Source organism: Corynebacterium sp. UMB8791, from assembly GCF_054166365.1.
Genome location: NZ_JBSZCG010000130.1, coordinates 1 through 10,659, shown reverse-complemented (window position 1 = coordinate 10,659; position 10,659 = coordinate 1). Strand labels below are relative to the sequence as shown.

At 60.7% G+C, this 10,659-nt stretch carries 17 protein-coding genes; 8 read left to right on the top strand and 9 right to left on the bottom strand.

All coding sequences use genetic code 11. The features are described from left to right. The 3 genes from cmtR to ACXIUA_RS08565 form a co-directional block, all read right to left on the bottom strand. The coding region (cmtR, locus tag ACXIUA_RS08575; RefSeq protein WP_070362728.1) for a Cd(II)/Pb(II)-sensing metalloregulatory transcriptional regulator CmtR at positions 1-356 on the bottom strand (356 nt) is incomplete at its 3' end. Between the two features lie 186 nt (positions 357-542). Further along, entirely contained in the window at positions 543-1,091 is a 549-nt protein-coding gene (locus tag ACXIUA_RS08570; protein ID WP_284805197.1) for a DUF488 domain-containing protein, read from the bottom strand. 10 nt (positions 1,092-1,101) lie between these two features. Beyond that, entirely contained in the window at positions 1,102-2,592 is a 1,491-nt protein-coding gene (locus tag ACXIUA_RS08565; RefSeq protein ID WP_256041805.1) for an HNH endonuclease signature motif containing protein, read from the bottom strand. A 146-nt stretch (positions 2,593-2,738) separates the two neighbouring features. Between ACXIUA_RS08565 and ACXIUA_RS08560 the strand changes: the two genes are divergently transcribed. The 5 genes from ACXIUA_RS08560 to ACXIUA_RS08540 all read left to right on the top strand — a co-directional run bounded on the left by ACXIUA_RS08560 (position 2,739) and on the right by ACXIUA_RS08540 (position 4,808). After that, on the top strand, positions 2,739-3,080 hold the full coding sequence (locus tag ACXIUA_RS08560; protein ID WP_143110584.1) for a hypothetical protein: 342 nt from the start codon (positions 2,739-2,741) through the stop codon (positions 3,078-3,080). 6 nt (positions 3,081-3,086) lie between these two features. Next, complete coding sequence (locus tag ACXIUA_RS08555; protein WP_284805200.1) at positions 3,087-3,584, top strand: 2'-5' RNA ligase family protein; 498 nt, start codon at positions 3,087-3,089, stop codon at positions 3,582-3,584. Positions 3,585-3,600: 16 nt separating this feature from the next. Beyond that, positions 3,601-4,029 (top strand): HEPN domain-containing protein, encoded by a 429-nt coding sequence (locus ACXIUA_RS08550; RefSeq protein ID WP_457976566.1) that lies wholly within the window; start codon positions 3,601-3,603, stop codon positions 4,027-4,029. A gap of 274 nt (positions 4,030-4,303) precedes the next feature. Beyond that, a complete protein-coding gene (locus ACXIUA_RS08545; protein ID WP_070614131.1) occupies positions 4,304-4,633 on the top strand; it encodes a nucleotidyltransferase family protein in 330 nt (109 codons plus the stop codon). Beyond that, positions 4,554-4,808, top strand: a complete 255-nt coding sequence (locus tag ACXIUA_RS08540; RefSeq protein WP_083308018.1) for a HepT-like ribonuclease domain-containing protein — start codon at positions 4,554-4,556, stop codon at positions 4,806-4,808. Before ACXIUA_RS08545 ends, ACXIUA_RS08540 begins: the two co-directional genes overlap by 80 nt. Positions 4,809-4,899: 91 nt before the next feature. Here ACXIUA_RS08540 and ACXIUA_RS08535 read toward each other — a convergent pair whose 3' ends face one another. The 3 genes from ACXIUA_RS08535 to ACXIUA_RS08525 form a co-directional block, all read right to left on the bottom strand. Beyond that, on the bottom strand, positions 4,900-5,061 hold the full coding sequence (locus ACXIUA_RS08535; RefSeq protein WP_246816755.1) for a VOC family protein: 162 nt from the start codon (positions 5,059-5,061) through the stop codon (positions 4,900-4,902). 211 nt (positions 5,062-5,272) lie between these two features. Beyond that, positions 5,273-5,515 carry a hypothetical protein gene (locus tag ACXIUA_RS08530; RefSeq protein WP_070568665.1) on the bottom strand — a complete coding sequence of 81 codons (243 nt, stop codon included), beginning with the start codon at positions 5,513-5,515 and terminating at the stop codon, positions 5,273-5,275. Between the two features lie 2 nt (positions 5,516-5,517). After that, a complete protein-coding gene (locus tag ACXIUA_RS08525; RefSeq protein WP_034662589.1) occupies positions 5,518-5,763 on the bottom strand; it encodes a ribbon-helix-helix domain-containing protein in 246 nt (81 codons plus the stop codon). Positions 5,764-5,892: 129 nt separating this feature from the next. Here ACXIUA_RS08525 and ACXIUA_RS08520 point away from each other — a divergent pair, with 129 nt between their 5' ends. Beyond that, positions 5,893-6,174: a type II toxin-antitoxin system RelE/ParE family toxin gene (locus ACXIUA_RS08520; protein WP_070568662.1), complete on the top strand. Its 282-nt coding sequence runs from the start codon at positions 5,893-5,895 to the stop codon at positions 6,172-6,174. A gap of 34 nt (positions 6,175-6,208) precedes the next feature. Next, a complete protein-coding gene (locus tag ACXIUA_RS08515) occupies positions 6,209-6,469 on the top strand; it encodes a HigA family addiction module antitoxin (RefSeq protein ID WP_070568690.1) in 261 nt (86 codons plus the stop codon). A 54-nt stretch (positions 6,470-6,523) separates the two neighbouring features. Here the strand turns inward: ACXIUA_RS08515 and arfB are convergent, their stop codons facing one another. Next, positions 6,524-6,967, bottom strand: coding sequence for an alternative ribosome rescue aminoacyl-tRNA hydrolase ArfB (arfB, locus tag ACXIUA_RS08510; protein ID WP_070362731.1), 444 nt, complete (start codon positions 6,965-6,967; stop codon positions 6,524-6,526). Between the two features lie 70 nt (positions 6,968-7,037). Beyond that, positions 7,038-7,235, bottom strand: a complete 198-nt coding sequence (locus ACXIUA_RS08505; protein WP_369415166.1) for a putative glycolipid-binding domain-containing protein — start codon at positions 7,233-7,235, stop codon at positions 7,038-7,040. 472 nt (positions 7,236-7,707) lie between these two features. On the opposite strand from ACXIUA_RS08505, the gene ACXIUA_RS08500 reads away from it, so the two are divergent. Further along, on the top strand, positions 7,708-8,688 hold the full coding sequence (locus tag ACXIUA_RS08500) for an NAD(P)-binding domain-containing protein (protein WP_070479383.1): 981 nt from the start codon (positions 7,708-7,710) through the stop codon (positions 8,686-8,688). A gap of 78 nt (positions 8,689-8,766) precedes the next feature. On the opposite strand, the gene ACXIUA_RS08495 is transcribed toward ACXIUA_RS08500, so the two are convergent. Beyond that, positions 8,767-10,659, bottom strand: a 1,893-nt coding sequence (locus ACXIUA_RS08495; protein WP_284805195.1) for a heavy metal translocating P-type ATPase, incomplete at its 5' end; no start/stop codon positions are given.

Here is a 10,659-nt window from a genome sequence, read left to right as displayed (position 1 = left end):
GCGTCCGTTCCTTTCTCGTCGCAGCCGGGCACCGAGCACTCAGGGTCGATGCACGGGGCATTCTCGTCGACAGCCAACGTCGCGTTCACTAGCGCGTTGAGCGCTGTCGCGAGGTGCGGATCGGCGATTTCGTAGCGTGTCTTGCGGCCCTCCGGCTCGGCGACGACGATGCCGCAGTCACGCAAGCAGGTCAGGTGGTTCGAGACGTTCGAGCGGGTCAAGTCCAGGTCGCGCGAAAGCACAGCCGGGTAGCTCGGGCCGTCGAGTAGGGTCATCAGGATTCTGGAGCGCGTCGGATCCGCCATGGCCCGGCCGAGCCGGTTCATGACATCGAGGCGCGAAGCAATAGTCAGCATGTGCTGAACTATACAGTCAATACTGACCTATTTCAAACGCACTGAACTGACATTGAAGCGAAGAGTTTGCCACCTGTTCAATCAATGCATTTTGGGAGGCTTTTGAGAGGTTAGTGCCCCTCTAGCTAAAAATGGGCGCGTACTGCGGAAATGGGAACAGGGGCAGCGGTGGGTAGTTGAAACGTGCTACTTGGTCTCTTGCTCCGGGTAGCGTACTTTCTTATCCTCGCCGACGACAGCTCCGTCGTTAAGCTTCGCTGCACTTAGGGTGGGGCCATGCTGCGTCATTCCCATGATGTGCTGCACGTTGTCGCCGTGGGCCAGGAGGTGGTCGGCGATGATGCGTCGGTGGCAACGCCACCAGACTGCCTCTGAGCACATGATTACTGTTGGGCATGTCCTGGCTTGTTCCCTGAGCGCTTGGAGTGACTGTGCGAATTCGTCGCCAAGTGCGTGGTCCGCGTAGTTGTGAAAGCTTCGGTTGCGCCAGTTGCCGTTCACCTCGAAGGGGACTGTTTTGGACACGTTGCGCCGCCCGGTGAGCCCTTCGTTTCGGGAGTATTCGATGCCGTGCCCAGGTAAGTGTTGGGCAAGTTGATCGTCGTTGAACCAGGGGTACTTCCTGGAGCCGGGAAGCTTGCGCACGTCCACGACTGCACGCACGCCGGAAGCCTCGAGCATGCCCACGAATTGGTCAAACTCGAGGTTTGAATGGCCGACGGTAAAGATCTTCATGCCTCCGACCCTAGGCGCTTTGAGATAGTGGAGCCGTAACGGGAGGTGAGAGGCCTGGCGGATACAAGGCGGGGTCACGCTCTCCGGTCCGTACGCAGTTGCACCTGCCTTTTGCGGCGTAGATTCTGCTGACTGCCGAGTGTTTCGCAGGCACCGATTGGTTGAATTTCATTGGATCGGACGGGTGCTTTCGGTATCCCGCTTTGCCTGTTTGCGGGTCGAAATCCATGTAGCCCTTGTTAAAGGAGCCGTCTCTGTTGTCGTTGTTGCATCTGTGGTGCTCGCGGCAAAGACCAGTGAGGTTTTCGATATCGGTGTGTCCGCCCTTTATCCAGGCGAGGATATGATGTGCCTCACATTCTGACATAGGGGTGGTGCAGCCGAGCCAGGAGCATACTCCTTGGATGGCGAACATTGCGATTCGCTGTTCGACCGATGCGAGCCGGGTGGTTCTCCCCATCCACAGCGGTACTGAGGTGACGCCGTCCACTTGGAGGAGGAAGTCTGTAGTTCCGTCCATGCCGAGGCGTACAAGATCGAAACAGTCGACTTCGATGCCGGTGTTGGTGCCGTAAAGCATGGAAGCATCGCCGTCGGCGAGGTCGTCGAGAGTAAGTGCAATGACCACCGAGGCAGCGCCGCCGTTCGCCTTCTGGTGCGATTGCTCGTGTTGTTTGAAAATGGCGAAGAACTGGTCGAACCGACGTTGCTGCCGGGTGCGGGAGTCCACTTCGTCGTGCATCGCTGCTGGAAGGTTGGAGTTTGGCGCGAGGCCCTTGTCTGTGTGCGCTTTGATCAGGGCGGCATCTCCAGCCGTAGCGTTGATGTAGATGTCTACAGTGCCATCCGATTTGCGACGACCAATGGACATGCCACGATTTTCATACCCGGCATTAGGGTTGGTATGTGGGGCGTGTTTCCGGTTGACGTCGCTGACTGCGCGGCGAACGAACTGCCGGAGGTCTTCGGGGTTGCGACGTAAGCCCTCGGTCATGGCTGCGGAGTAGATGCGGGTGCGTTCGTCCACGCCAGCTTTGAGCAACTTGTCGAGTTCGCGCCGGATGATGTTTTGCTTCTCTGCACTAACCTGGGAAGACGTTCTTCTGGCAGTTGCCTGCTGCTGCTCCACTTCATGGGTGCGAGCGAAAAGCTCCTCGGTGCTTTCCTCGCTGGCCGGGGGAGTGCTAGGTGCTGGCGGCTGGCCGAAGAGGAGTCGGCCGCGTTCAAGGCGGTTGTAGGCTTCGCCCTTTGACAGGTCGAGGCACTGCTGGAGGTACGCGTTGGGGTAGTTAGCGCCGACAATTCGGCCAGCTTCTTCGCGCTCGGCGATGAAGGCGAACGCGGCGTCGATAGTTGCCTTCTTTTTGAATTGCTCCTCGAGGCGTTCCATTTCGTGCCGGATATCACTGAATGTGAGGGCGGAGGGGTCGGCGAAAAGCTCACTTAACGTGCGCAGCGCTGCCGAAATATCGTTGACGCATCGGGTGATTGTGCTGGTCATGACCCCTCCTTTCGTGAGTTGCTCTCACCCTATCAACCCCCGCCGACACAGATCGGCACGATTCGAACAAATGAACGAACTTTCTGGCGGTTTGGTACGTTGAGACGTGGCAGACAATCACTTGAGGGTGGAGGCGCTCGACGAACATGGCAAGCAATGACAGTGATGATCGCTACCGGTACATGGGTCTCGAGATGATTCCGACGCCATGTTGCAAAGCGAAAACCAGTGAGCCTTGCCCAGGGACGGGGTGGATGTGGCGGGTTGGAAACGGTGTCATGGCGCTGAAGTTCAACGATGACAAAGTGCTCACCGGCACTGGATATGGGTTTGATGACTACAAAGATTGGGGCCGAGGAGGCGACCTACAAGACGTGATCTTAAGCGCTGCCGCCGACGGGCTGAGCCTTCCCGATGCCCTCGAGCGTGTCCGCAAGGCGTTCGGCAACCCCGACGTTATCGTGGACCTGAAAGACATCAACGAGTGAGGTCGTATGTCCCCGGAGAACATTTTGCTGCGCTTGCCGAAGACGCAGGAGCAGGAGATTCGCAAGATTTATGAGGAGCTGGCGCAGCGCGGATTTCCCGTTCAGCAGCAGCGCCCGCACGTGTCAGTGACGTTCGCTCCTCAGATGGCTCGAAAGGTGATCGCCCGGGCAGGGGAACTCCTGCCCCAGTTATTGTCTGCGCGTCTGGACAGGGTAGGCACGGTGGTGTTCGGGACGAAGTCGAAGCAGACGGTGGCGTGGCTGCTGCAGGGCCCGGACGAGCTTGAGCGAGCAGCGCGGGAGCTCAGCGAGCTCAATCCCGATGGCCGTGGTGCTCGGTGGATTCCGCACCTAACGATGGGGCTGCGCCTGCCGAAGGCGATCGTAGGGGACTATATCCAGGCACTTGCTGAAGTGACATCGCCACACTTCAGGGCTGTGGATGTGGAGTATGCGGCGCTGTACCAGCCGCGGTATGGCTCCGAGTATCGGTTTGAGGTTTAGGCCTTAGGCTTTAGGGGTGGCAGCCTTGAGGCGTTGGCGGTTCAGGGCGATGCGAGAGGCGATGCTGGCGCAGGTTCCCGATGAGCACCGAAACAGGTTCAAGGGAGCGATCCGCAACGACCCGACCCTCCGTGATCGGCTCCATGCCCTCGCCGCGCGACCCGATCAGGAAGCGATCGCACAGCTCTTACCGGATGTCGACCATTGGGCGAAGTGGACGACGCGCGCCCGCAATGACCTCGCGCACGAGGGCAGAACGCCCAACCATTCCATCGAGGAGCTGATCGCCGTCGTCGAGGTGACGACCGCGGTCGTAATCCTCAACGTCTTGCACGAGCTCGGGTTGCCGGCAGAGCGACAGCGAGAGATCGTGCGGGAGCACCCGCAACTGAGGGCTACGTTTCGTACCGCTGCCGAATGGCTGGTTCCCTCACCAAACCCTTAGGTGCACTGCGATAGCCGCTACTTCGGAACCTCCGTGACGCTGCTGCCCGGTCGTTTAGTGCGAGACGCGTGTAAGCCTGCTCTATCGCTCGTTCGTTGAGTGCGTCATGGCGGGCGGGCGAGACGACCGGCTGTAAGTGGTGGCAGCGCGTCAGTGCCGCCTGGTGCGGCGGTGAGACGGGAGAATGTCGTCGGCCCTTAAGAACGCGGTGGAGTTCCGCTTCAGTGTCAAAGCTCCATGTCGACGTGCTGCCGGGCCCGTTACCCCCGGAAGCATGTCTGAGACCGTCATGACGCCTGAGACGCTTGCCCTACGCGAGATTCTCGTTGCGCGTCTTGACGAGTTCCAGGTGCTCCTCGATCGGTACGGTGCGACCAACCCGAAGTTGTTCGGGTCCGTCGCGCGCGGCACCGCGTCTGCAGGATCGGACATCGACATCCTCGTCGGGATGGACCCTGCGGAGGGACGTCTCCTGATGCGTGCGTCTGGTCTGCTCGAGGAGAGTCGCGCTCTGTTCGGGCGCGATGGCATCGATGTGTTTCCTGCCCAGTTGCTCAGGCACCCGGTATCCGCTTCGACGCTCGCCGAGGCGGTGCCGCTGTGAGTCGCAGTCCGGCGAAGCCGTGAACCATCTTCCCGATGAGATCACCGGCGCGCACCCTGAGATCGTCTGGCCTCAGATTCGGGATCTCCGCAACATCCTGGTGCACCAGTATTTCGGCGTCGACATCGACGTGGTCCGCGATGTCGTCGATACTCATCTGCCTCCTCTTGCCTAGGCGCTGCGGTGCCACATCTCTGCTGACTGACGGCACGGCTCCAAAGGTTATTCGGCTACGGAACGGGGTCGAGTTCAAGTTCAATGTGTAGCTAGGCCCCGGGGATACTCACGCAGAACTCGTTGCCTTCCGGGTCCTGCATGACAGTCCACACCAATCCCGGCGCCTCGTGGGTGATGAGTTCGGTAGCGCCTAGGTCTTTGAGGCGTTCTATTAAAGTTTCGCGCTCCGCCCCGCCAACGTCGATGTGCATGCGGTTTTCCCAGGTATCGGATCCTTAACGCGCTGAAATCCCAGCGCCGGGGTGGAATCAACCATCACAAAATCGCCGTAATCCGCGGCGATTTCGCAACCGGTTGCGGCGGACCAAAACTCGCCGAGTTTTGAGACACTTGCAATGCCTTGGCGAGCGCATGATTGCTGTATCCGGTAAGCACACCGGGTTTCTTCGAAGATATTCGTGCCTAGTCGAGCAGGGCGCGGTACTGTTTGCGTGCCTTCATGGAGTGAATGATCGTTTCGGTGCCGTCATCCCAGATGAGTACGACAATCTCGAGTAATCTCATTGAGCCGTCGAACCCGAGGCGCAGTTCCCTTTGAGGGTGTTCCTCATCGAGTGGGGTCTTAAAAACGCAGCCTGAAGTCGCGGCAGTAACGGAGTCGTCTGGCTTGATGCCGTGTTTCGTGGCGCTTCGGCGTACGTCCATTTCTAAATAGCATTCTTTAGCGCTTCGCGGATTGCCTGAGAGCGTGACCATCCGTTTTCAGCCGCAAACTTGTCGAGGTCCGATATCTCGCCGGGGGAAAGCCGAATGGAGATAACCTTCGCAGCATCTTCGTTTCGAGGTTTCCTTCCACGTCGACGAAGTGTCTCTACGTCGTAGCCTTTCTCGGCTTCGGTTACCCACGCATCGATTTGCTCTTCGCTGACTAGCTTCCCGTTGATAGTTTTCATGCACGTAATCGTAATACGGAAAAGGCTTGGCGGCTAGGGGGAGGTTATATTCTTTCGACAATCCGTCGAGTTCAAATTTAACGTGTAGCGTTATTGACGCTTCGCGTTATGGGGGTGATAAGGTGAAGCATGATCCAGTCGTTCGCTGACAAGGACACCGAGCGTTTGTGGAATCGAGAGCGGGTTCGCTCGATCGATTCCCGCATTCACTCAGTAGCGCTGCGCAAGCTTCGCCAGCTTGGGCACGCGCAGACTCTTGATGAGTTACGGAATCCCCCGGAGAACCGGCTTGAGGCGTTGAAAGGTGATCGGCGGGGTCAGTTCAGCATTCGAATCAATGACCAGTGGCGGATCTGTTTTCGGTGGTCCGCCGCGAGGCCAGAGGAGGTTGAGATCGTTGACGACCACTGACAAGCTCCCTCCGGTTCACCCCGGTGAGATCCTCATGGAGGACTTTCTCAAGGAAATGGGGATCACCCAGCACAAGCTCGCCGTCTCCATCGGCGTTCCGCCCCGCCGGATCAACGAAATTGTTCACGGTAAGCGCGCTGTAACCGCTGACACGGCCCTTCGTCTAGCGAAGTTCTTCGGAATGAGCCCCCAGTTCTGGCTCGGGTTACAGACCCAGTACGACCTGGATGTGGCAGAAGACAAAATCCTCGCCGAGATCGAGAGGATTCAGCCGATTCACGCTGTCTCGACGTAGCGGTTACCCGAACCAGGTCCGTCAGCGTGAGGATATGCACGCGGATGGTTCGAACTAGGGAATTTGGGGTCGCCGTCGCGTGGACTTGAGTTCCGAGCGCCGCTTTTTCGCTTCGAGACGGCGCCGCACCGAGCCGCGCGTCGGCTTCGTTTTCCGCCGCGGGGGAGGCGGTGGGGCGAGCGCCTCGCGCAACAAGATGGCCATGCGTTCCCGCGCCTCGGCACGGTTGCGGACCTGCGACCGCTGCGTCGATGCGCTCACGGTGAGCACCGTGCCGTCCAGGCGGTGTTCGAGGTTGTGGAGAGCGCGGCGGCGTTGGGTGTCGGAAAGCGATGCGCATTCCGCGATGTCGATGGACAGCTGCACCTTACTGTCGGTGGTGTTGACGCCCTGGCCGCCCGGGCCCGATGCCTTCGCGAACCGCTCCGACAGGTCCGCCGCGGCGACGACGAGGCCACCGGGGATCCCCGGTCCGGGCGCGATGGTCAGATCGTTCATACCGCCCAGCGTAGTTAGAGTTGTTTCCGGATCAGACCCGACGTGCGAGATCAGGGTAATGTACGACCACTCAGTCACCGTCGACCTCCAACTCGACGTCGACTCCCCGTGTTCCGCTTTCGTATCGGACATTTTCAGCATCGACGGAGCTGTAGTACTGGTCTGATGCGATCACCTGGAGGGACGGTATATCAATCCAAGCCATGATCAGCTGCGTTTTCGGAACCTGAGTCTCAAGCAGCGTCAAGCGACGAATAGGCATTGTGATGGTGAGAGGACACAGACCGAGATCGCAATCGAGTACGGCTTTCAGGTCGGCGGACTGGACGATACCGGGGAGGGCAGATCTTCAGGCTGGGCGCCCTCTTCATTGGTTTCCGCCGACCACACGCCTTGCTCGGACCTAAACAGCTCGAGGCTTCGCCCCATCCGTCGCCTTCAACGTTCACCGACACACGTTCGGTCACGCAGTTCTCCGCGGCGCGCAGCTCCCACTTATACGTGCGCTCCGTGGTGAGGATTTTACTACGCTTGATGGTGCGAAAAGGCAGGTAGCTTTCGACTGAAACTCGGTCGAGTTCAAGTTCAACGTGTAACGCGGGGCATTAAGGTGGAGATCGTTGATTACCATTGACAAGCTCCCCCGTTGGTGAGCTCGAGGAGACACACCTGGGCGGGCATGTGCCCGATGAGAAACGACACTGAGTGGCGCTTCCGGGAGATTCTGGAGGGATGATCGATTGGCTGAGCATCACACGGCTATCGTCGTCGGTGGTGGCCAGTCCGGCCTAGCCACGTCGTACTACCTGCGACGCTACGAAGTGGACTTCTTGGTCCTAGACAACCAGGAGGAACCTGGTGGAGCGTGGTTGCATACGTGGCCGTCATTGACGCTTTTCTCCGCCGCGGAATTCTCCAATCTGCCCGGCTGGCCCATGCCGCACTACCCGGGGTACCCGCCTGCAAGTCATGTCATCGACTATCTGGAAAGCTACGAAAAACGGTACGACCTCCCGGTGAGGCGCCCAGTGCACGTTCGAAGCGTGTCCCACGAGGGAGGGACGTTCACCCTAGATTCGACCGCCGGTCAATTCACGGCGGAACACGTTGTCGCTGCCACAGGCACGTGGTCCGCGCCCTTCGTGCCCTACTATCCCGGCACTTTTCACGGACGCCAGTGGCATTCGTCGACCTACCCTGGTCCCGAACCATTCCGCGATGCGAAAGTTGCGGTGGTCGGTGGGGCGAACTCGGGTGCTCAGATCGCCGCGGACCTCATCGGGACGTCGGAGGTCACATGGTTCACACGTGAGCAACCGCGCTGGATGCCTGATGATGTCGATGGTCGCGATCTCTTTCTCCGCAGCCGCCGCCGGATTCTCGGTGGCGATGCCGACCCGAACCTCGGGGACATTGTCGCATTGCCTCATCTACGTGAGCTCCGCAACTCCGGTCAGCTCACCGCTACCCCCATCTTCGATAGCTTGAACGAGCTGGACCACGACCACCTGATCTGGTGCACTGGTTTTCGCCCAACCCTCGGTCCATTCCGCCACCTCATGCGCGGCCGCGAAGCCGCGGTGAAGAATCTGCATCTAGTCGGTTATGGCAACTGGACCGGCGACGGCTCGGCAACGCTGATGGGTGTGGGGCCTTTTGCCAAACACACTGCCCAGGTTGTTGCGGGCCGTGTCGATAAAGCTCGGCATCAAAAGTTTTGAGATGACGCTTGGTCCCTGAGCAGAACGATCCTTCTAAGATCCGCGTTGGGGAGCCAGCGCGCTGGACGAAAGTGTGGCTCAGCGCTTCGCTTGTGCAGCCCGCAGGCCGTTCAAGATCACGATGACTTCGGCGACCTCGTGAACCAATACGACGGCGGCCAAGCCCAGCACGCCGCTGATCGCCAGCGGCATCAACACGATGATGATAGCCAGAGACAGCACGATGTTCTGGTTGATGATCCTGCTGCCTCGGCGGGCGTGTTGCAGTGCCTGAGGGATCAGCCGGAGGTCGTGGCCGGTGAAGGCGACGTCAGCGGACTCGATCGCGGCGTCAGAGCCGGTCGCTCCCATCGCTATACCCACCGTTGCGCCCGCCAGTGCCGGAGCATCGTTGATGCCGTCGCCGATCATGGCCGTCGGTGTCTTGGAGGAGAGTTCGGCGACGATGCTTGCCTTGTCCTCTGGGCGTAGCTCGGCGCGCACATCGTCGATCCCGGCGATCTCAGCCAGCGCCCGGGCGGTGCGAGTGTTGTCGCCGGTGAGCATGCTCACCTTCACGTCGTTAGCGTGCAGGGTCTGCACAGCTTCGGGAACCTCGGGACGCAGCTCGTCGCGGACCCCGATCGCTCCGGCGAGGGTGTCATCGACGGTGACCAGGACGCAGGTCTGACCTTCGGACTCCATGCGCTCAACGTCTGCCTTCAGTGGCCCGGCGTCGATCCACCGGGGGCTGCCCACCAGCACCCGTCGACCTTCGACGGTGCCGCCGATGCCATGACCGGCTTCCTCGCTGATGTCCGAGGCGGCGGGTGCTTCGGGCGCCGCTGCCGCGATCGCCGCGGCGAGGGGGTGCGTCGATTGCTGCTCAACTGCCGCTGCGAAGGAAAGCACCTGGGCCCGATCGAATCCGTCCGCCGGGACCACCCCGGTAACCTCGGGCTGGTTGCGGGTAAGAGTTCCGGTCTTGTCCACCGCCAGGTGACGGATGCCGCCGAGCCGCTCGAACGCAGCGCCGGACTTGATGACCACGCCAAACTGGCTGGCCGCGCCAATCGCGGCCACGACCGTCAGCGGCACGGAGATTGCCAGCGCGCACGGCGACGCTGCGACCAGGACCACCAGCGCGCGGGTGATCCACGTCTCGGGGTCGCCGAGCAGCGAGCCGATCACGCCCACTAGCACCGCCAGGATCATCACCCCGGGCACTAGGGGTCGGGCAATCCGGTCGGCGATCCGGGCGCGGTCGCCCTTTTCCGCCTGTGCCTGCTCGACCAGGTCCACGAGTGTGGTCAGCGAGTTGTCAGTTCCAGCTGCGGTCGTCTCGACCTCCAGCACACCGGCGGAGTTGATCGCTCCCGCGGGCACCTCGTCGCCCGGTGCGACCTCCTCCGGAATGGATTCTCCGGTGATCGCTGAGGTGTCAAGGCTGGAGCGTCCGGAACGAATGATGCCGTCCGTGGCGATCCGCTCCCCGGGGCGAACGAGCATCAGCTCGCCAACCACGAGGTCCTTCGCTGCGACCTCGACCGCCGTGCCGTCGCGCAGCACCGTCGCGGTCTGCGGCACCAACTTCAACAGTGCTCGCAGTCCGCTCTGCGCCCGGTCCATCGCCTTGTCCTCCAGCGCCTCGGCGATCGAGTACAGGAACGCTAGCGCCGCGGCCTCTCCGACGTAACCGAGGATCACCGCGCCGCCCGCGCTGATTGTCATCAGCAAGCCAATGCCGAGCTTGCGCTTCGTGACAAGGTTCCGGGTAGCGCCGGGCGCGAACGTATACGCCCCCAACAGTAGGCCGACCCAGAACAGTACTGTCGCGGGTGCCTCTAGCCCGGACCAGCCCAGCGCCAGACCTATGCAGAGGGCTACGCCGGAGAAGATCGGCAGTAGCAACTCGGGGTCCTTCCACCATGGCCGATCGAGATCTTCGATTTCCGTGGTTGGTTCGTGTTCGCATCCACACGCTGAACTCAT